Source organism: Pseudomonas sp. 22189, assembly GCF_052045635.1.
Classification (GTDB): domain Bacteria; phylum Pseudomonadota; class Gammaproteobacteria; order Pseudomonadales; family Pseudomonadaceae; genus Aquipseudomonas; species Aquipseudomonas parakoreensis.
Genome location: NZ_JBQEPG010000025.1, coordinates 37,486 through 57,743, shown reverse-complemented (window position 1 = coordinate 57,743; position 20,258 = coordinate 37,486). Strand labels below are relative to the sequence as shown.

Sequence of the window (20,258 nt, the reverse complement as noted above, 5' to 3'; positions counted from 1 at the left end):
TCAGGCTTCCCTCAGGCCGTCGAGCAAGCGCCGCAAGTGCAGCGGATTTGCCTGTTTCAGCGGCTGCGGCAGCAGGCTGTCGGGGAAATCCTGATAACACACCGGACGCAGGAAGCGCAGGATCGCCGCCGTGCCGACCGAAGTGCTGCGCGAATCCGAGGCGGCCGGGAACGGCCCGCCATGCACCATCGCGTCACACACTTCGACCCCGGTCGGCCAGCCGTTGACCAGCAGACGTCCGGCCTTGCGCTCCAGTGTCGGCAACAAGGCCCGGGCTTGATCCAGATCGGCGTCATCCAGGTGCAGGGTGGCGGTCAACTGGCCTTCGAGGTGTTCGCAGATCTGACGGATTTCATCGTCGTTGGCGCATGGCACGATCAGCGATGCCGAGCCGAATATTTCACCTTGCAGACGCCCGTCAGCGATGAAGTCTTGCGCCGGAGTGACGAACAATTGCGCCTGACATTGGTTCGGCCCTTCAGCCGCGCGGCCGCTGGCCACGCGTTGCGCCTGCGGATGTTCGGCCAGCGCGCCGACGCCTGTTTCATAGGCGCGGAAGATCCCCGGCGTGAGCATGGTCTGCGCGGGGCTGCGCTGGATCAGCTCGGCGGCCGCTGCGATGAAAGCGTCCAGTGCCGTCCCTTGGCGAGCGATGACCAGCCCGGGATTGGTGCAGAACTGCCCGGCGCCCTGAGTCAGCGAGGCGACAAAACCCTGCGCCAACGCCTCACCGCGAGCGGCGAGCGCTGCGGGAAACAGCAGCACCGGATTGATCGAACTCATTTCCGCGTACACCGGAATCGGTTCCGGCCGCGCTTGCGCCGCTCGGCTCAGGGCGAGGCCGCCACTGCGCGACCCGGTGAAGCCCACGGCCTTGATGCGCCAATCGCTGACCAGCGCAATTCCCACTTCATTGCCGGAACCGAACAGCAGGGAGAACACACCCTCGGGCAACGCGCACTTTTTCACCGCGCGCGTCAGCGCCTGACCGACCAGCTCACTAGTGCCGGGATGCGCGCTGTGCGCCTTGACGATCACCGGGCAACCGGCGGCCAGCGCCGAAGCGGTGTCGCCGCCCGCCACGGAGAACGCCAGCGGAAAATTACTTGCACCAAACACGGCCACCGGCCCCAGCGCGATCTGCCGCTGGCGCAGATCAGAACGGGGCAGTGGCTGGCGTTGTGGTTGTGACTGATCGACGCGAACGTCCAGCCATTCGCCGGCACGGACGGTACGGGCAAAAGTGCGCAATTGCCCGCAGGTGCGTCCGCGTTCGCCTTGAATACGTGCGCGCGGCAGGCCGGTTTCGGCCACGGCGCGGTCAATCAGCGCATCACCGAGGGCGTCGATCTCATTGGCGATGGTTTCGAGAAATTCGGCGCGAGCACTGAGGGATGTCTCGCGATATTGATCAAACGCTTGCCACGCCAGTGTGCAGGCCTGGTCGACATGCTCGCTGCTGCCCCCGGCGTACGCGGGTTCCAGCACCGCATCGGTGGCGGGATTGATCGCACGGATCGCTTCACGGCTGCCGGCAATGGCTTGGCCGCCGATCAACATGTGGCCTGTCAGAGTCATGGCGCTTCCTTGATAAAAGAGGTGAGGCCCCGATATCGCACCGGGGCAGGGACTGCGATCAGGCGAGGTTCTGCTCGGCGGACCAGTTTTTGTACCACTGACGGAACAGCGCGTACTGGGTCTCGGCGTAACGGCGCTGGGCATCGCTCAAAGCGTCGGTTTCGTTGAAGTGCAGGGCGTATTCGCGGTCGCCGTTGAGCACCATCAGGTGCTTGTAATACAGCACCAGATCGCAGCCTTCATCGAACGACGACAGCACCGCCAGCGCTGCTTCCAGTTCGCGCGCCAGACGCCGGGCCTTGGCGTCGCCCTTGGCCGCTTGTTTGCTCAGCGCCACCAGCTGCAGCACTTCGCGTGGCAAAGCGTTACCGATGCCGGTGATCGCGCCGGTGGCGTTGCAGTTGACGAAACCGTGCACCACTTGCGTATCGACGCCGACCATCAGGGTCACGGCATCGTCCTGCGAGGTGATGTTCTCGGCGGCGTAGCGCAAGTCGGCGCCACCGCCGAACTCCTTGAAACCGATCAGGTTCGGATACTCGCGGCGCAGTTCGAAGAACAGCTCGGCGCGGGTAGCGAAGCCGTAGTAAGGGCTGTTGTAGATCACCGCCGGCAGGTTCGGTGCGGCCTTGAGGATCGCGGCGAAGTGGGCTTTTTGCGCAGTCGCCGAAGCACCACGGGACAGCACGCGTGGAATCACCATCAGGCCATGGGCGCCGACTTTTGCAGCGTGCGCGGCGTGGGACACCGCTTCACGGCTGTTGACCGCGCCAGTGCCCACGATGGTCGGCACCCCGGCGGCCACCAGACGCGCCACGCCTTCCTGACGTTCGGCTTCGGTCAGCAACGGCCAGTCGCCCATCGAGCCGCAGTAAACCACCGCGCTCATGCCGATATCGATCAGTTCGCGACCTTTGGCGACCAAGGCGTCGAAGTCCGGTTTGCGTTCGGCGGTGCATGGGGTCATCAGTGCGGGAATGCAGCCAGTGAAGATGTTATCGCTCATTGTTGTAGCTCCTCGGGAGATTCATTCAGATCGGTAAAAAAGCGGGGCAGGTCAGATGCCCCACGCGAAAGGGTCCTGCTCGTCGATCAGCAGGGTGGCGTCGGCGGTCATGTAGGCGCGCCCGGTGATGAATGGGCGCACGCGTTCGCCATGCCATTCGAAGCGCCCTTCGAACCGGCTGCCGGTGATGCTCGCCTGCGTCCAGACCTGACCTTCGGCGAGTTTGCCGTCAGCGGCCAGACAGGCGAGTTTGGCGCTGGTGCCGGTGCCGCAGGGCGAGCGGTCGTAGGCCTTGCCCGGGCACATGACGAAGTTGCGGCTGTCGGCCTTGGCATCGTCGGCGAACAATTCGACGTGGTCGATCAGCGCGCCGTCCTCGCCGTGAATGCCCTGGGCTTCGAGGGCCTTGAGCATCGCCCAGGTGTACTCGGTGAGGGCTTCGACGTTGCTCATCTGCAGGTCCTGGCCGTGTTCGGAAACCAGGAAAAACCAATTGCCACCCCAGGCAATATCGCCGAACACTCGGCCGTGGCCGGGCACGTCCACCGGCACCTGTTTGCGATAGCGGTACGCCGGGACGTTGCCCAGGGTTACCGCGCCGTCCTCGTGCAGGGTCGCGCTGACCGGGCCGACCGGGGTGTCGATCTGGTGCACGCCCGGTTCGATGAGGCCCAGGTAATGCAGCGAGTTGACCAGGCCGATGGTGCCGTGCCCGCACATGCCGAGGTAACCGGCGTTGTTGAAGAAAATCACCCCGCAGGTGGCGTCCGGCGAGACCGGCGCGCAGTACAGCGCGCCGACCAGCACGTCGTTGCCACGCGGTTCCAGCAGGCAGGCGCGGCGCCATTGATCGTGGCCTTCGCGCAAGGCATCGCGCTGCTCGGCGATGCTGTTGCCGGGCAAGTCGGGGAAGCCCTTCATCACCAGGCGTGTGGGTTCGCCGCCGGTGTGGGAGTCGATGATGTGCAGTCGTTTCATGAACGCGTCCCTTCAGTGAATATCAGGCGTGCGCCGGGCGTTGGCCCGTTGCCGAATGGGTGGAGGATTCAGCGGCTTCACTTTCGTCGTCTTCGGTTTCCAGACGAATCAGGTGTGCCGGTACGCCGGTGGCCGCACCCCAGTAGTAGATGCCCAGGGCGCAGACCGCGACGATCACGGTGTCGAACGGATGACTGAGCACGCCGATACCGCCGAAGCTGCCGAGTTTGGAGAGGAGGATGGTCACCGCGTAAAAGCCGATCAGCCACGCCGAAGAGTGCACTTGCTGGCCCAGATTCAGGTGCGCGGTCGGCACCAGGCGACCACACAGCAGGTAGATCACGAACATCAGGATTTGCAGGCCGAGCAACCACGACACGGTGCCCCAACCCGACCAGTAGACGATCAGCGCGGCGATGATGAACGACACTGGCCCGAGCACATTCATGCCCTTGACCCGGAACGGACGCGGCATGCCCGGCGCGCTGCGGCGCAGGGCGGCCACCGACACCGGGGCCACGGCGTAGCTCAATACCAGCGCGGCGGAGACCACGTTGATCAGCGCTTCCCACGACGGGAACGGCAGGGTCCAGAACACCGACAGGCCAAAGGTCAGCCACAGCGCGGGGCGCGGGATGCCGGATTTTTCATCGATGCGGGTGAAGATCTTGAAGAAGGTCCCGGTCTGCGCCCAGCCGTAAATCACCCGTGGCGTGGCGTTCATGTAGATGTTGCCGCAGCCGCTAGGCGAGATCACCGCATCGGCCACCACCAGATACGCCAGCCAGCCGACGCCCAGTGCCAGGGCGATGTCGCGATACGGCAGGGCCAGTTCCTTGGCGACACCGGCCCAGCCATTGGCGAGCATTTCGGTCGGGATACCGCCGAGGAACGCGGTCTGCAGCAGCACGTAGATCGCGGTGGAGAGCAGCACCGACAGGATCAGCGCAATCGGAATCGTGCGTTGCGGATTCTTCACTTCACTGGCCACCGAAATGATCGGCGTCAGGCCCAGATACGCGAAAATCACCCCGCCGGCCGACACGGCCATTTCGATCCCGGACAGGCCGAATGGCGCAAAGCCGTGCATCTGGAAGTTGGCCGGTTTGAAGAAGCTGAACAGCACGCCGATCACCAGCAGCGGCACGATGAACTTGAACACGCTGACCAGATTATTGGCCATGGCGAAGGTCTTCACGCTGCGGTAATTGAGCAGGAAAAACAGGCACAACAGCCCGAACTGCACGAACCAGCCAAGCACGGTCGGGTCGCTGGAGCCGACCTTGGTCAACTCGGGAAACCACGCTGCTGCATATTGCCGCGAGGCGACCACTTCGATCGCCACCAGGCTGGAAAACGCGATCAGCGTGATGAAGCCCATCAGGTAACCGAGCAGCGGGCCGTGGGAGTAAACCGGGTACCGCACCACGCCACCGGCACGGGGCAGCGCGGCGCCCAATTCGCAGTAGACAATGCCCAGCAGCAACACGGCGAAACCGCCGAGCAGCCAGGAAAAAATCCCCGCCGGGCCGGCGATGGCCGACACATGACTGGCCGCGAACAACCAGCCTGAACCGAAGATCGCCCCCAGTCCGATGAACGTGAGGTCTATCAGTGAAAGTTGTTTCTTGAACTTGCCTTGGCCTGTCATAGCGTCGCCTTCTTGTTGGTTGTTGGAGGGGCGTGCAGTGGCGCTACAGTGAACTTGTCAGGCGCTGCGCGATTGATGTTTTTTGCCGGTGTCGATGACGAAATCAGCACAATGGCCCACGGCAAAGGCCCGGCTCGACAGGCTGCCAGCCATCGGGCAATCTGCGCGCAAGCCAATGCGCACAGTGGGGAGTGACAGTCATGACGCAGAATGCGTTTGCGATCCTGAGCCAGCAGAACGAGGCGAGCCGAGCGCAATGCCTCGACGATCTGCTCGCCAGCATGGCGCTGCTGTTGCCCATGCTTGACGTGATTCCCAACGCGGCGATCTTCATCAAGGATCCGCAGGCACGCTACGTCATGGCCAACCAGACGCTAGTACAGCGCTGCGGTTTGAAAGACCTGCGACCGTTACTCGGCAAGACCAGCGCCGAAGTGTTTCCGGCGCAACTTGGCCCGGGCTACACCGAGCAGGATCGGCGCGTGCTGGAAGAGGGATGGGTGCTGGAGGATCAGCTGGAGCTGCATTTGTACGGCAGCCGCGAACCCGGCTGGTGCCTGACCCACAAGCGTCCGCTGTACGATCGTGATAACCGGATCATTGGCCTGGCGGGCATTTCCGTCGACCTGCAAACCGCCAGCGAAACCCATCCGGCGTATCAGCGACTGGCGGCGGTGGACGAGTACATTCGGGCGAACTTCAATCAGCGCGTCAGCCTGAGCGAACTGACACGCATCGCCGGAATTTCAGTGGCGCAACTGGAGCGCTACTGCAAACGGGTGTTCCACCTGACGCCGCGGCAGATGATCCAGAAAGTGCGTCTTGAGCACGCGCATCGGCTGTTGCACGGCGAGTTGCCGATCACCGAGGTGGCGCTGCAGTGCGGCTATACCGACCACAGCGCCTTCACCCGGCAGTTCAAGGCCTCGACCGGATTCACCCCGCGCCAGTATCGGTTGGCGACGGCGCAGTGAGGCTTGCCTGTCAGGCCTTGACCCAGCGCTGCCGGCTCCAGGCACTCAGCGAATCCACGCCCAGCACCAGAATCAGCATCGCCAGAATCACCGTGCTCGCCTGCGCTTCCTGAAACAGGCTGAGGCTGACATACAGCATCTGCCCCAAACCACCGGCCCCGACGAAGCCCAGCACGCTGGCCATGCGGATGTTGTTTTCCCAGCGATACAGGCAATAGGCGAGCAATTGCGGGGCGAGGTTGGGCAGGGTGCCGTAGCAGAAGGCAAGCACGGGATTGCCGCCCTGCAAGCGGATCGCTTCGGCCGGTTCTGGCGGGGTATTCTCCAGCGCTTCGGCGAACAGTCGACCGAGCACGCCGGTGGTGTGCAGGGCCAGCGCCAGGGTGCCGGCGTTCGGGCCGAGGCCGGCGGCGAGCACCATCAGCGCCGCCCACACCAGTTCCGGAATCGCCCGCAAACCGTTAAGCAACAGGCGCGAGGCGCTTTGCAGCGGCCAGCCGAAACGCCCGGCCGCAGGCAGCGCGACGAGAATGCCGAACACTGCCGCGAGCAGGGTGCCGAGGGCCGACATGGCGAGGGTTTCCAGCGCGCCCTTGAGGATCGCCTGCAAATGCGTGGCGCTCAGGTCCGGGCTGAGAAAACGTTGTGCATACGCGGCCATTTGCTTGAGGCTGGTGGCGCCGCCCAGTTCGCCGAGGTCGAGTTCGAGGTAGCCGAACGAGGCGATCACCGCGACGCCAATCACGACGATCAGCAGCAGATTGATCAGGCGATTCATGTCAGCCTCCAGCGCAGCAGGCGGCTGAGTTGGTCGGCACCGAGCACCAGAATCAGGAAGGTCAGCAACATGCTCGCCACTTCACCGCTGGCGAACATGCGCAGCGACAGGTCGATCTGCTGGCCGAGGCCACCAGCGCCAACAAACCCCATCACCACCGAGGCACGAATCGCGCACTCCCAGCGATACACCGTGTACGACAGCAGCTCCGCCGCGACATTCGGCAGAATCCCGTAGGCGAACGCCGCGAGTCGTCCGCTGCCGGCCTGCATCAAGGCATGCGCCGGGCGTTGGTCGGTGGACTCGAAAATCTCCGCGTAGACCTTGCCGAGCATGCCGCTGTAGGTGATTGCGATCGCCAGTACACCCGCCGCCGGGCCGAGGCCGACAGCACGCACGAACAGCAGCGCCCAAACGATTTCCGGCACGCTGCGCAAGAAGATCAGCAGTCCGCGCACCGGCCAACGCAGCAAGCGCCCGAGCCGACTGGGAATGCCGCTGCGGGACGCCGCCGACAACGACAGCGCGCGGCTGGCTATCAGGCTGGCCGGCACCGCCAGCAGCAACGCCAACGCCATGCCGGCGGTGGCGATGGCCAGGGTTTGCAGGGTCGCCTTGAGCAGTAACTGGAGAAAATCGTGGTCGTGCGCCGGAGGCCAGAACCCGGAGATGAAGCGGCCCATTTCGGTCTGGCTGTCGCTGTGCAGCAGCACGCCAAGGTCCAGTTCGCTGAGCTGGATGCCCGGCCATAGCAGGGCAATCGCCAGCAGGGTCAGCAGCAGTCGCGGCGCGGCGGCCGGGTCGCGGGAATCAGCCGTCAGCATCGCGGGATCTGCACAATCAGCGGCGCACTGGGCGTCGTCGGGCTTTGCAATTGCTCATTGGCGTACAGCGTGTCGAGCATTTCGCGGCTGACCTGCTCGGCAGGGCTGTCAAACAGGATCTGGCCGTCGCGCAAGCCGATGATGCGCGGAAAGTGCGCCAGCGCCAGCTCCACCGCATGCAGGCTCGCCACCAGCGTGACGTTATGCGCCCGCGCGTGCTGGGAGAGGATCGACAGGGTGTGCCCGGCGAGCACCGGGTCCATCGCCGACACCGGTTCGTCCGCCAGCAGAATCTCCGGTGCCTGATACAGCACCCGGGCAATGCCTACGCGCTGCAATTGGCCGCCGGACAATTGCTGGCAGTAAGCGAAGAGTTTGTCGCCCAGATCCAGGCGGGCGAGGGCGGCACGGGCACCGGGAATATCCGTCGGATGCAGCAGATTGAGCAGGCTCTTGCCCAGACTCCACTGCCCGAGCTTGCCGGCCAGTACCGCCGTCACCACACGCTGGCGCGGCGGCAGCGGTGGGGCCTGATGCACAAGGCCAATTCGTGCGCGCAGACGTTGCCGTTGGCGGGCGGAAAGGTGCCAGGGGCGTTCACCCAGCACCTCGATTTCACCGCTGCTGGGGCGCAACGCGGTGGCGAGCAGGTTCAACAGGCTGGATTTACCGGCCCCGGACGGACCGATGATCGCCACCTGTTCACCCGCCGCAATCTGCAGATCGACTCCACGTAGTGCGTCGACCCCATTGGCGTGGTGCAGGCGGCCTTGTTTGAGGCTCAGGGTCATTTCAACAGATCGGCGGCGCGAGCAGCTTCCTCGATGCCCTTGTAGTTCTCGGGCTTGGTGTCGATGAAACGGCTGGCCGCCTGCAGATCAAGAATCTTCTTCTGCTCCGGGTTGGCCGGGTCGAGGTCGAGGAAGGCTTTCTTGATCTTCGCTGCCAGCGCCGGGTCGAGGGTGCCGCGCACGGTCCAGTTGTAATCGAAGTAGGCCGGGGTCGTGGCGAACACGTGCACCTTGCTGGTATCGACTTTGCCGGCGTCCACCAGTTTCTGCCAGACGCTGGCGTTCAGCACACCGGCATCGACCTTGCCGGCCTGGACCCAGGCGACGGTGGCGTCGTGCGCACCGGAGTAGGCGACGCGGCTGAAATAGGCTTCAGGCTTGATGTTGTCGTTCTTGAGCATGAAGTAACGCGGCATCAGGCTGCCGGAGGTCGACGACACGGAGCCGAAGGCGAAGGTCTTGCCCTTGAGGTCGGCCAGGCTCTTCACGTTCGGGTCGGCAGTGATGAACTTGCTGGTGAACTGCGCATCCTGCTCGCGCTGCACCAGCGGAATCACCGGGGTGGTGGCGTCGGTCTTCAGGCGTGCCTGAACGAAAGTGAACCCGCCCAGCCAGGCCATGTCGAGGCGATCGGTCGCCAGCGCTTCCACCACTGCCGGGTAGTCGGCCACCGGAACGAACTGCACTTTCATGCCCAGTTGCTGCTCCAGATAGGCCCCCAGCGGTTCGAATTTGCGCAGCAATTCGGTCGGGGCTTCATCGGGAATTGCACTGACCCGCAACACATCGGCGGCATGCGCCACCAGAGCAGAAAAAGACAGGGCCAGACCAGCAGTCAGTGCCAGGGTTCGTTTGAGCATGGAAATCTCCGTTTCATGAGCGTCGCATTCTAAGCGCCACCGGGCGCGGTGTCGCGCCCGGGCGCTCAATCAGGTTAGACGAAACGGCCAGGTTATACGCAGCCGCGCCGTGAAAGGCCAGCGCGCTTGTCCGGCGATGTTTTGCTCCACATTTCCTGCAGCCCACTGCCGCTGTCACCACGAAAACACCTGTAGGAGCTGTCGAGTGAAACGAGGCTGCGATCTTTACATTTCGATTGAAGATCAAAAGATCGCAGCGTGCCGCAGCTCCTACACGGGGATTCTGGCAATCACCTTGATCTCGAACTGAAACCCGGCCAGCCAGGTCACGCCGACCGCAGTGATCGTCGGATACGGCGCGCTGCCCCAGAACTCCGGCACCACTTCCCAGATGGTTTCGAAAGTCGATTGTGGATCGATCATGAACACCGTGACGTCCACCGCATCGGCGAAGCTGCAACCGGCGGCATTGAGGATCGCATTGAGGTTGTTGAACGCCAGGCGCACCTGATCCTGCAGATCCGGCTCGGGCGAACCGTCTTCACGGCTGCCGACTTGCCCGGAGACGAACAGAAAGCCATTGGAACGAATGGCCGGTGAATAGCGATGACGCTCATAAAGTGCATGGCGGGCAGGCGGGAAAACGACGTCGCGTTGGGTCATGGGTGTCTCCATCATTTTTTGGTGGTTGTTGATGGAGTGACTTTAGGGGCTTGCGTAAGGGGGATAAACGCGCAACCTTGGCGTTCACTGTTTGCATTTTCCAAACAATCAGAGGGCGCGAAGTGGACCGTTTCGATGCAATGCAGGCGTTCGCCCGGGTGGTCGAGGCGGGCAGTTTCACCAAGGCTGCCGAGACTTTGCACATGAGCAAGACCACGGTGACGCAGCTGGTGCAGCAGTTGGAGGCACGGCTGCGGGTCAAGTTGCTCAACCGCACCACGCGCAAGGTCAACGTCACGGCCGACGGTGCGATCTATTACGAGCGAGTGATCAAACTGTTGGCCGACATGGACGACGCCGAAACCAGTTTGTCCGGCGCCTCGGCATTGCCCAGAGGGCGCTTGCGCGTCGATGTGCCGAGCCCGCTGGCGAGACTGATTCTGATGCCGGCATTGCCTGAGTTTCACGCGCGTTATCCGGATATTCAGATCGACATGGGGGTCAGTGACCGCATCGTCGACATCATCGATGAGAACGTCGATTGCGTGGTGCGCGGCGGTGAATTGCTCGACCAGTCACTGATGGCCCGGCGGGTAGCCGACCTGCAACTCGGTGTCTTCGCCGCGCCCACTTACCTGGCCCGCGCCGGCACGCCGCAGCATCCCCGCGAGCTGGAAGACTCCCATCATCGGGTGGTCGGCTTTCTCTGGGCGCGCACCGGCAAACCCGTGCCTTACGCCTTGCACAATGGCAGCGAACACCTGCAGATCAAGGGCCGCCACGTACTCGCCGTCGATGACGGCAACGCTTACCTTGCGGCAGGTCTGGCCGGCATGGGCGTGCTGTGGTTACCCAGGTACATGTCGCACGCGCATCAGGCTCGGGGTGAGTTGGTGCCGCTGTTCGAGGACTGGCAACTCGAGCCGATGCCGCTCTACGTGGCGTACCCGCCGAACCGGCATGTCAGCCTGAAGCTGCGGGTGTTCATTGACTGGATCGTCGAGCTGATGGCGCAACATGCGCCGCTCATGACTCGCCAAGTTGATTGATCAGCCATTCACTGAGGCATCGCGCCATCGGGTCATTCTCGCTGTCGCGATGGGTCAGCAGCGCCCAGTTCGGGCCGCGAATGGTTTGCTCCACCAGGGGCAGCAACAGTCCGTTTTGCTGCGCCTGGTGGCTGAGCAACTGACTGACCAGCGCGATCCCCAACCCCGCCGCAGCGGCATCGAGCAACAAGCCCGGATCGGAAAAATTCAGCCCCTGATCCTGCTGCCCGACATCGACCCCGGCTTCCACTGCCCAATGGCTCCAGTCCATTTCCCGCTCACCGTGCAGGGTGGTGCGCTGCGCGGCAGGCTGCGCCAAAACGCTTGGATGACACGCCGGAAACAGGCGGTCGGCATGCAGCACCTTGAAGCTGCATTCAGCCTGCGAGCTGATGTCGTCGCGCACTGCCAGATCGATGGTTTGCGTGGCCATGTCCGGCACTTCATCGGTGCTGTAGATCCACAGGTCCACCTCTGGATATCGAGCGCGAAAATCCGCCAGACGCGGCAACAACCAATGTCGGGCGAAGGCTGGCGTGGTGTTGAGCACCAGTTGATTGGGCTTCTGATATTGCCCCAGACGCCGGATGCCGACCGCCAGTTGCTGCAACATCGCCTGAGTGGTGCTGAGCAAATCGTGGCCAGCATCGGTCAGCGCGACGCTGCGACCGTTGCGAAAAAACAGCGGCTGTTCGAGGTACGCCTCAAGGCTGCGGATCTGCTGGCTGATTGCCGATTGGGTGAGGTGCAACTCATCGGCCGCCTTGTGAAAACTGCCGAGGCGCGCCGCCGCTTCGAAGCCGCGCAGGGAGCTGAGCGGTGGCCAGTGTTTGAGCATATCGATAAGTTCCTCTAATCATTTCTGCGCAAAATCCATCGTTTGTTTGCCTGTTTGCGCGTCCGTAGCATGGTCGGCGTGAACACATTGGCTTAACTTGCGAGACATATCATGCAGCACAATGACAATAAAAACAGCGCTTGGATGATGCCGGCGGAGTGGGCCACCCACGCTGCCACCTGGATGGTCTGGCCGCACAACCAGGCGCTGTGGGAATCGGGATGGCGTGTGACTTTGCCGCAGGTGCAAGAGGATTTCGCCCGGGTCGCGAATGCCATTGCCCGTTTCGAGCCGGTGAAAATGGTCGTCGATCCGTCGGCGCTAGCGAGCGCCAAAGCGCTGTGCGGACCGAACATCGAGCTGATCCCGTTGGCGGTCAACGACAGCTGGTGCCGCGACTCTGGCCCGAGCTTTGTCTGCCACCCGCAACAAGGACTGGCCGGTGTCAGCTGGCGCTTCAATGCCTGGGGCGGCAAGTCGGCGCACGAGCTGGACGAAAGCCTGGCACGCCGTGCACTCAATCACCTGGGGCTGGAATGCTTTGGCACGCCGTTGAGCAACGAAGGCGGGGCGATTCACGTTGATGGCGAGGGGACGCTCATCACCACCGAGTCGGTGTTGCTCAATCCCAATCGCAACCCGGACATCTGCAAGGCTGAAATGGAAGAAATCTTCAGTCGCTTGCTCGGCGTGAAGAAAACCATTTGGTTGCCGGGCGATCCTGATTACGTCACCGGCGACATGACTGATGGCCACGTCGATGGCGTCTGCGCCTTCGCCCGTCCCGGCGTGTTGCTGGTGGATGCGACCCACGACCAAAGCTCGGTGTACGCCGAAGTGGTGCGCGAAAACCGCCGCGCACTGGAGCTGGCGACCGACGCTCAGGGGCGCAAGTTCGAGCTGATCGAACTCTACGAAGCCAGCGAAGCCGTCGATACCGAAGCCGAAGTGTTCTGCGCCTCGTACACCAATTTCTACATCGCCAATGGCGCGATCATCATGCCGGCCTACGGCATCGAGGCCGACGAAGCGGCGGCGAAAGTGCTGGCGCAGGCGTTCCCCGGACGCGAAGTGGTGCCGGTGCGCATCAATCATCTGGCCCATGGCGGCGGCGGGGTGCACTGCATCACCCAGCAGCAACCCGCCTGGCCAGTGGAGGGTTGAGCGATGAGCCATCTGACCATCGCCACCACTCAGATGCCGTGCACCTGGGACCTGCCGCGCAACCTCGATCAGGCCGAGCAGCTGGTGCGTGAGGCCGCCGCGAAGGGCGCGCAGGTGATCCTGTTGCAGGAGCTGTTCGCCACCCCGTATTTCTGCATCGAACAGAGCCACAAACATCTGGCGCTGGCCGAGGAGTATCGCGACAGCCGCGTGCTGCAGCGTTTCGCCGCGCTGGCCAAAGAGCTGGGCGTGGTGCTGCCGCTGAGCTGGTTCGAAAAGGCTGGCAATGCCTACTTCAATTCGCTGAGCGTGGCCGATGCCGACGGGCGTCTGTCGGGGGTGTATCGCAAGACCCACATCCCCAACGCCATCGGCTATCAGGAGAAGGAATATTTCAGCCCCGGCGACAGCGGCTTCAAAGTCTGGGACACCGCGTTCGGCCGCCTCGGCGTGGGCATCTGCTGGGATCAATGGTTTCCCGAGACCGCGCGTTGTCTGGCGCTGATGGGCGCTGAAGTGTTGCTGTTTCCCACGGCTATCGGCTCCGAGCCGGGTTGCGCGGCGCTGGACTCTCGCGACCATTGGCAGATGACCATGCGCGGCCATGCCGCCGCCAACCTGCTGCCGGTGGTGGCGGCCAACCGGGTCGGGCGAGAAGTGGCGAGCACCGATCAGGCGCTGCAGATGAACTTCTACGGTTCGTCGTTCATCAGCGATCACAAGGGCAAGTTGCTGGCCGAAGCCGACCGCGACAGCACTGGCGTGCTGGTGCACAGCCTCGATCTCGACGCGATGCGCGAAGAGCGCCTGAGCTGGGGCATTTACCGCGACCGGCGCCCGGACATGTATGGCGCGCTGCTCAGTCAGGACGGCCACCACCTTCACGCACGCTGGACCACTCAAGGGGTTTGAACATGGCTTCGCACCACCAACGACTGCTCGGTGTTCTGGGCTTGACATTGATTTGCGTGATCCCGTCGCTGCATGCCGAGGACAAAACCCTGCGGCTGTACAACTGGGCCGATTATTTTGCCGAAGACACCCTGAGCCGCTTCACCGCCGAAACCGGGATCAAGGTGATCTACGACGTCATGGACGGCAGTGAAACCCTCGAAGCGAAGATGCTTTCAGGTGGCAGCGGCTATGACCTGATTTTCCCCGGCGACACCGTGGCCGAGCGCCTGATGCGTGCCGGCAGCCTGATGCCGCTGGATCAATCGAAGCTGACAGCGCTGGCCGACATCGAGCCCGGTTTGCAGAAACTGCGCAGCCATTACCAACATTCCAGCCAGGCCACCGTGCCCTACACCTGGGGCACCATCGGCCTGACTTACAACGCAGCGCAGATCAAACAGCGCATGGCTGATGCCCCCGTCAATAGCCTGGACATGCTGTTCAAACCGGAGCTGGCGGCGAAGTTTGCCGACTGTGGCATTTCGTTGATCGACTCGCCGGACGAAGTGCTGGCAGTGGTGCTCAATTATCTGGGCCGAGACCCGCGCAGCGCGAAACCGGCGGATCTGGCGGCGGCCAGTGAGGTGCTGATGAAGCTGCGGCCGTACGTGCGCAAGTTTCAGTCGCAACCGGTGACCGATCTGGTCAACGGCAACCTGTGCCTGTCGCTGGGTTACAGCGGCGACATGACCCAGGCCCAGCGCACCTCGGACAGCGCTGGCAAGAGCACCCGCTTCGAGTACCGCATCCCGCGCGAAGGCACCACGGTGTGGATGGACACCATGGCGATTCCGGTCGATGCCCGGCATCCGGAATACGCCTACGCCTTCATCAACTTCGTGATGCGCCCGGAGAACATGGCGGCGATCAGTAATTTCACCGGTTACCCGACTTCCAACGCCAAGGCACGGGCCAGCGTCGACGCGGCGATGCGCAATAACCCGGACATCTACCTCGACGAGGCGACCTATGCTCGATTGATCCCGGGCAAGGACATTCCTCAGGCTGATATGCGCGCCCGCATGCGCACCTGGACCAAATTCAAAACCGCCACCCACCCATGATTCAACGGCCGGCGCCCGGTCGCCGGCCCCTTTCAGGAAAGCCCGTTATGTCGACGCGTCGTGAGTTCATCAAACAGGTATCGGTCGCTGCAGGTGTCAGCGCCGCGGTCATGGGCCTTGGCCTGGCCCCCGGCAAACTGCTGGCGGCCAGCGCGGGGGATTGGTTCATGCCCGACGAGGGCGACCCGCACGAGCGCGCCTTCATCGCGTTCGGCGCGCAGGATGCAATCTGGGAGGATTTCACCGCAGATGTGCAAGCCGCGCTGGGCCGCATCGCCCGCACCATTGCCCGTTATGAGCCGGTCACGGTGTTGTGTCGCAGTGGCGAACGCAGCCTCGCCGAAGAATATTGCGGCACCCGCAACGTCACCTACGTGACCGCCGCGCTCGACGACATCTGGATGCGTGACATCGGCGCCAATTTCGTCATCGACGACAAGGGCGGGCTTGGCGCCGTGGACTTCAATTTCAACGGTTGGGGCAACAAGCAGCGGCACAGCAAGGACGCGAAAATCGCCGCGCGAGTGGCCGCCGATGCACAGGCGACCTACCTGCGTAGCGAGCTGGTGGGCGAGGGTGGCGGCATCGAAGTCGACGGCCACGGCACCGGGATCATGACCGAGAGCAGCTGGATCAACAGCAATCGCAATCCCGGCTGGAGCAAGGCCGATGTCGAGGCCGAACTGAAGGAGCGTCTGGGCCTGCGCAAAATCATCTGGCTGCCGGGGATCAAGGGCAAGGACATCACTGACGCCCACGTTGATTTCTATGCGCGGTTCGTCAGGCCCGGCGTGGTGATCGTCAACCTCGACACCGATCCACAGTCCTACGATCACCAGGTGACGCTGGCGCACCTGGAAATTCTCAAGAAAGCCACCGACGCTGACGGTCGCCCGCTGCAGATCCACACGATTTCGCCTCCGCTCAAGCCGCGCAAAAGCAAGTTCAACCAGAACAACCCGGACTTCGCCGCCGGTTACATCAACTACTTCGTAATCAACGGCGCGATCATCGCCCCGGAATTCGGCGACAAGGCAGCCGATCAGAAGGCTTGCGACTTGTTGTCGAAGCTGTACCCGGAGCGCAAAGTCGAGCTGCTGAACATCGATGCGATCGCTGCCGGTGGCGGCGGGATTCACTGCGTGACCAGTCATCAGCCGCAAGCGTGATTGACTCTTTGGCCCATCAAGCCAACTATCGGCGCATAACAACATGACCGATGGGCCAGACCTTGATCGAACGACGTCAATTCAGCGGAGGCATGAAGGGCAAAAACCTCCGCTATCTGAATGAGCAAGCCGCCGAGACCCGCATCACCCGCACCGGTTTTCTGTTGCTGGAGCATTTTTCGCTGCCGGCCTTCACCCAGGCGCTGGACACGATCATCACCGCCAACCTGTTGCGCGCCGGACTGTTCAGCTCGCGCACGTTCGGGCTGGGCGAGGGTGAGGTGATCAGCGACCTGGGGTTGGTGATTCGCCCGGATGCGCGGATTGACGCCGCCAGCCTTGCGGATCTGGACTTGCTGGTGGTGTGCGGCGGCTACCGCACTGAGCTGAAGGCGAGCGAGGAGTTGATCAGCCTGCTGCGCTCGGCGCCGGAGCGCGGGGTCAGTCTGGCCGGTTTGTGGAACGGTGCGTGGTTTCTCGGCCGCGCCGGCCTGCTCGATGGTTACCGTTGCGCGATTCATCCGGAACACCGTCCGGCGCTCACGGAAATTGCCAAGGCCACCCAGGTCAGCAGCGAGCCTTATGTGATCGATCGCGACCGGCTCACGGCGGCGAGTCCGTCCGGGGCTTTCCATATGGCGCTGGACTGGATCAAGGGCCTGCACGGCAAGGCGCTGGTCGAAGGTATCGAGGACATCCTGGCGTTCGAGGAGTCGCGGTATCGGCGGATCAAACCGGATGAAAACCTTTGCGTCAGTGCACCGTTGCGCGAGGTGGTCAAGCTGATGGACGCCAACCTCGAAGAGCCGCTGGAGCTGGAGCAACTGGCGGTGTACGCCGGGCGCTCGCGGCGACAGCTGGAGCGTTTGTTCAAGGAGCAGTTGGGCACCACGCCGCAACGCTATTACCTGGAATTGCGCATCACTGAAGCCCGGCGCCTGTTGCAGCACACCGAGCTGTCGCAGATGGAAGTGCTGGTGGCCTGTGGTTTCGTTTCGCCGAGCCATTTCAGCAAGTGCTACAGCGCGTTTTTCGGTTATCGACCGTCCAGGGAAAAACGCCTGGTCAAATAGACCGTGGCGTTTTCTGCCTTCGGCCTCAGAGGTGATCGGCGTCGATCACCGCCTGAGCAAACGCCTGCGGATCTTCCTGCGGCAGGTTGTGGCCGATGCCGCCGTTGATCAGGCGGAACTGGTACTTGCCGGTGAAACGCTTGGCGTAATCCTCAGGCGCCGGGTGCGGCGCGCCGTTGGCATCGCCCTCGAGGGTGATGGTTGGCACGCTGATCGACGGGGCGCTGGCGAGTTTCTGTTCCAGCGCCGCGTATTGCGGTTCGCCCTGCACCAGGCCCAGACGCCAGCGGTAGTTGAACACGGTGATCGCGACGTGATCGGGGTTCTCCAGCGCTTTGGCGCTGCGGTCGAACGTGGCGTCATCGAACGCCCACTTCGGCGAGGCGAGCTGCCAGATCAGTTTGGCGAAGTCGTGGGTGTTTTTCCGGTAGCCGTCACGGCCTCGTTCGGTGGCAAAGTAGAACTGATACCACCACTGCAATTCGGCCTTGGGCGGCAATGGATTCTGCCCGGCAGCCTGATTGCCGATCAGGTAGCCGCTGACCGAGACCAATGCCTTGACCCGCTCTGGCCACAACGCCGAAACGATGTCCGCCGAACGCGCGCCCCAGTCGTAACCACCGAGCACCGCTTGCTGGATATTCAGTGCATCCATGAAGTCGACCACGTCGCTGGCCAGTGCCGCCGGTTGACCGTTGCGCAGTGTCTGGTCCGAGAGGAAATGCGTGTCGCCATACCCCCGCGCATACGGCATCAACACCCGATAACCCTTGGCGGCGAGCAATGGCGCGACCCCGTCATAACTGTGAATGTCGTACGGCCAGCCGTGCAGCAGAATCACCACCGGCCCCTGCGCCGGACCGGTTTCGGCGTAGGCCACATCCAGCAGGCCGGCCTGCACATGCTTGAGCGGGCCGAACGGCGAGGGGGCGGCATAGCTGACGCGGTGGTCGCCGGGTGCCGGCTGCGCGGCGGCGGCCGTTGGCATTTGAGTCGCCGCCAGCGCGCCGAACAGCGCCACGGCGAAGATGTTCATACGGTTGAATGCTGCGTTTTTCATGCTGAAGTCTCCTTGGCAATCCTGTCGGGGGCAGGTGCGGGCTGAGCCCGGCAAACCTTGCAGGCATTTGAACGCCGGGACGTATCTGGTCCATGTCGAAAAAGCGCGATGATTCAAGTTCATGTATCGCCGGGGTGTCTGTACACACTGAGATACATAGCCGGTGTGCTTTGTATGGCCGTGTATTCAGCGGTGCGCACGATACATGGCGAGACCAACCCCGGGTTTTTCGACACATCGGCGCTACACCCGGCGGTCACAGTGCAGGCCTTCACACCACCACTGTCGAGAGGGCAACTGCATGCAACGCACACTGATTCTGGCCACTGTGGCCGCACTGGTTTCATTCACCGGCCTGGCGCAGGCGGCAGACGCTCAAGCCATGAGCTGGCAGCAGGGCTTGAGCCGTACCGACCTGATTCGTCAGGACCTGGGCGACGCGGATCGCGAGGTGATACAGGCACGTATCGATTTCGACCCGGGTGTCACCGCGCCGCGGCATGCGCATCCGGGTGTCGAAGTGGCGCACGTGCTCAGCGGCACGCTGGAGTATCAACTGGAGGGGCGCCCGGCGGTCACGCTAAAGGCCGGCGACTCACTGTTCATCCCGGCAGGTGTTGCTCATGTGGCGAGGAACGTCGGTCAGGACCAAGGCGTGGAACTGGCGACCTATGTGGTGAAAAAGGGTCAGCCGCTGCTGCAACTGAAGCCGTGATCGGGCTTATCTGGCGCGCAGCAACTTGCGGTAATCCACCGGCGAAATCCCGCGAGCCTGACGGAAGGAATGGCTGAAAGAACTGGCCTGCGAGTAACCCAGCATCAGGGCGATGTTCATGATGCTGGTCTCGGTGCGGCGCAGGTAATGGTCGGCCAGTTCCATGCGCATGGTTTCCAGCACCTGATTGAAGTTTTCCCCTTCCGCCGCCAGTTTTCGCTGCAAGGTGCGCGGCGAAATCGCCAGCTGCCGGGCCAGGCTTTTCAAGCTGAAATCGCCGGTCGGCAACTGTTCGGTGAGCAAGGCACGCAAGCGGTCGGTCACGGAAAATGCCGGGTACGACAGACAGAGCTGCCAGTCGGCCTCCAGCAGCATGCTGCGATGCATGCGTGGGTCGGCGCCCTGGATGCGTGACGAGAGGGTCGATTCGGCGAACACCAGCGCGTTGCTCCCGGCTTCGAACTGCACCGGACAACCAAAAAACGCTTCGTAGAGTGCCGGCTCGCCGAGCGCCGGGTGCCTCATTCTGACCTCCAGCATCGGCGAGTTACTGGCGATCAACCAGCGGCCGAACGCCGCCCAGCCGGCCATTAACGTTTCCTGATGCAGGGCGCAGTAAGGCTCCAGTTCATTGATGCGCTGATCTTCGAGGGTTACGCGGCCGTCGCCGATGACGATCCGGGTCTGGCTGGACGGGCTGTCGTAAACGATCTTGCCGAACCGCAGAATCATGTTCAGCGACTCGCCGAGCGTCGCACTGGTCATCAGCACGTAACCCAGTACGCCGTAGGTGCCGGGGCGCACGGCGGCGCCGACCAGCAGACCGAAATGCGGCAGGTTGCTGCTGCGCGCCGCCAGTTCCAGCAAGGTCCGCAGTTGGCGCATGGGAATGCGCACAATCGAATCGGACAACTGCTCGCGTGAGAGTCCGGTCTGCTGCAACAGCCAGTCGCCATCGCAGCCGTGTTGCTCGGCGACATCAAGGACGTGGTTCACGAAAGCAGCGCTGGAAGTGGCGGGTCGCATGGGGGGAGGGGAAGTCCGGTCATCCGGTGATCTTGCTTTTCCG

General features: G+C 63.0%; 20 protein-coding genes. 8 read left to right on the top strand and 12 right to left on the bottom strand.

The features are described from left to right. Genes ACTJKS_RS22610 through ACTJKS_RS22595 form a run of 4 tightly spaced genes read right to left on the bottom strand, consistent with a single transcriptional unit; the run spans position 1 to position 5,213 of the window. Positions 1-1,578 (bottom strand): aldehyde dehydrogenase (NADP(+)), encoded by a 1,578-nt coding sequence (locus tag ACTJKS_RS22610; protein WP_262948284.1) that lies wholly within the window; start codon positions 1,576-1,578, stop codon positions 1-3. Positions 1,579-1,636: 58 nt separating this feature from the next. After that, a complete protein-coding gene (locus ACTJKS_RS22605) occupies positions 1,637-2,584 on the bottom strand; it encodes a dihydrodipicolinate synthase family protein (RefSeq protein ID WP_086790997.1) in 948 nt (315 codons plus the stop codon). 51 nt (positions 2,585-2,635) lie between these two features. Next, the gene (locus tag ACTJKS_RS22600) at positions 2,636-3,562 is read right to left on the bottom strand and encodes a 4-hydroxyproline epimerase (RefSeq protein ID WP_198758768.1); all 927 of its coding nucleotides are present in this window, start codon (positions 3,560-3,562) and stop codon (positions 2,636-2,638) included. A gap of 22 nt (positions 3,563-3,584) precedes the next feature. Beyond that, positions 3,585-5,213 (bottom strand): APC family permease, encoded by a 1,629-nt coding sequence (locus tag ACTJKS_RS22595; protein WP_262948285.1) that lies wholly within the window; start codon positions 5,211-5,213, stop codon positions 3,585-3,587. A 200-nt stretch (positions 5,214-5,413) separates the two neighbouring features. Between ACTJKS_RS22595 and ACTJKS_RS22590 the strand changes: the two genes are divergently transcribed. Beyond that, positions 5,414-6,187 (top strand): AraC family transcriptional regulator, encoded by a 774-nt coding sequence (locus ACTJKS_RS22590; protein WP_108182537.1) that lies wholly within the window; start codon positions 5,414-5,416, stop codon positions 6,185-6,187. A gap of 10 nt (positions 6,188-6,197) precedes the next feature. Here the strand turns inward: ACTJKS_RS22590 and phnE are convergent, their stop codons facing one another. From phnE to ACTJKS_RS22565, 5 genes are all read right to left on the bottom strand, one after another. After that, positions 6,198-6,965 (bottom strand): phosphonate ABC transporter, permease protein PhnE, encoded by a 768-nt coding sequence (gene phnE, locus ACTJKS_RS22585; RefSeq protein WP_108182538.1) that lies wholly within the window; start codon positions 6,963-6,965, stop codon positions 6,198-6,200. Continuing rightward, complete coding sequence (locus tag ACTJKS_RS22580) at positions 6,962-7,789, bottom strand: PhnE/PtxC family ABC transporter permease (protein ID WP_108182539.1); 828 nt, start codon at positions 7,787-7,789, stop codon at positions 6,962-6,964. Before ACTJKS_RS22580 ends, phnE begins: the two co-directional genes overlap by 4 nt. Then, positions 7,783-8,580 carry a phosphonate ABC transporter ATP-binding protein gene (locus ACTJKS_RS22575; RefSeq protein WP_108182540.1) on the bottom strand — a complete coding sequence of 266 codons (798 nt, stop codon included), beginning with the start codon at positions 8,578-8,580 and terminating at the stop codon, positions 7,783-7,785. The genes ACTJKS_RS22580 and ACTJKS_RS22575 overlap by 7 nt, the downstream gene beginning before the upstream one ends. After that, a complete protein-coding gene (locus tag ACTJKS_RS22570; protein WP_041072554.1) occupies positions 8,577-9,440 on the bottom strand; it encodes a putative selenate ABC transporter substrate-binding protein in 864 nt (287 codons plus the stop codon). The genes ACTJKS_RS22575 and ACTJKS_RS22570 overlap by 4 nt, the downstream gene beginning before the upstream one ends. 270 nt (positions 9,441-9,710) lie before the next feature. Further along, positions 9,711-10,103, bottom strand: a complete 393-nt coding sequence (locus ACTJKS_RS22565; protein WP_198758772.1) for a RidA family protein — start codon at positions 10,101-10,103, stop codon at positions 9,711-9,713. Positions 10,104-10,225: 122 nt separating this feature from the next. On the opposite strand from ACTJKS_RS22565, the gene ACTJKS_RS22560 reads away from it, so the two are divergent. Then, positions 10,226-11,152: a LysR family transcriptional regulator gene (locus ACTJKS_RS22560; RefSeq protein ID WP_108182542.1), complete on the top strand. Its 927-nt coding sequence runs from the start codon at positions 10,226-10,228 to the stop codon at positions 11,150-11,152. Here ACTJKS_RS22560 and ACTJKS_RS22555 read toward each other — a convergent pair. Beyond that, positions 11,130-11,990, bottom strand: coding sequence for a LysR substrate-binding domain-containing protein (locus ACTJKS_RS22555; protein ID WP_198758773.1), 861 nt, complete (start codon positions 11,988-11,990; stop codon positions 11,130-11,132). The genes ACTJKS_RS22560 and ACTJKS_RS22555 overlap by 23 nt on opposite strands. Before the next feature lie 111 nt (positions 11,991-12,101). Between ACTJKS_RS22555 and ACTJKS_RS22550 the strand changes: the two genes are divergently transcribed. The 5 genes from ACTJKS_RS22550 to ACTJKS_RS22530 are packed head-to-tail and all read left to right on the top strand — an operon-like array spanning position 12,102 to position 17,414. After that, complete coding sequence (locus ACTJKS_RS22550; protein ID WP_198758774.1) at positions 12,102-13,154, top strand: agmatine deiminase family protein; 1,053 nt, start codon at positions 12,102-12,104, stop codon at positions 13,152-13,154. Between the two features lie 3 nt (positions 13,155-13,157). Further along, a complete protein-coding gene (aguB, locus tag ACTJKS_RS22545; RefSeq protein WP_262948292.1) occupies positions 13,158-14,066 on the top strand; it encodes an N-carbamoylputrescine amidase in 909 nt (302 codons plus the stop codon). Between the two features lie 2 nt (positions 14,067-14,068). Beyond that, positions 14,069-15,172 carry an extracellular solute-binding protein gene (locus tag ACTJKS_RS22540; RefSeq protein ID WP_262948294.1) on the top strand — a complete coding sequence of 368 codons (1,104 nt, stop codon included), beginning with the start codon at positions 14,069-14,071 and terminating at the stop codon, positions 15,170-15,172. 47 nt (positions 15,173-15,219) lie between these two features. Then, complete coding sequence (locus tag ACTJKS_RS22535) at positions 15,220-16,341, top strand: agmatine deiminase family protein (RefSeq protein ID WP_262948296.1); 1,122 nt, start codon at positions 15,220-15,222, stop codon at positions 16,339-16,341. 50 nt (positions 16,342-16,391) lie between these two features. After that, positions 16,392-17,414 (top strand): GlxA family transcriptional regulator, encoded by a 1,023-nt coding sequence (locus ACTJKS_RS22530; protein WP_108182548.1) that lies wholly within the window; start codon positions 16,392-16,394, stop codon positions 17,412-17,414. 25 nt (positions 17,415-17,439) lie between these two features. Here ACTJKS_RS22530 and ACTJKS_RS22525 read toward each other — a convergent pair whose 3' ends face one another. Beyond that, on the bottom strand, positions 17,440-18,474 hold the full coding sequence (locus tag ACTJKS_RS22525; RefSeq protein ID WP_198758776.1) for an alpha/beta fold hydrolase: 1,035 nt from the start codon (positions 18,472-18,474) through the stop codon (positions 17,440-17,442). A gap of 301 nt (positions 18,475-18,775) precedes the next feature. Between ACTJKS_RS22525 and ACTJKS_RS22520 the strand changes: the two genes are divergently transcribed. Further along, entirely contained in the window at positions 18,776-19,189 is a 414-nt protein-coding gene (locus tag ACTJKS_RS22520) for a cupin domain-containing protein (RefSeq protein ID WP_198758777.1), read from the top strand. Between the two features lie 6 nt (positions 19,190-19,195). Here ACTJKS_RS22520 and ACTJKS_RS22515 read toward each other — a convergent pair whose 3' ends face one another. Next, entirely contained in the window at positions 19,196-20,185 is a 990-nt protein-coding gene (locus tag ACTJKS_RS22515; protein WP_256198928.1) for an AraC family transcriptional regulator, read from the bottom strand. Between the last annotated feature and the right edge of the window lie 73 nt (positions 20,186-20,258).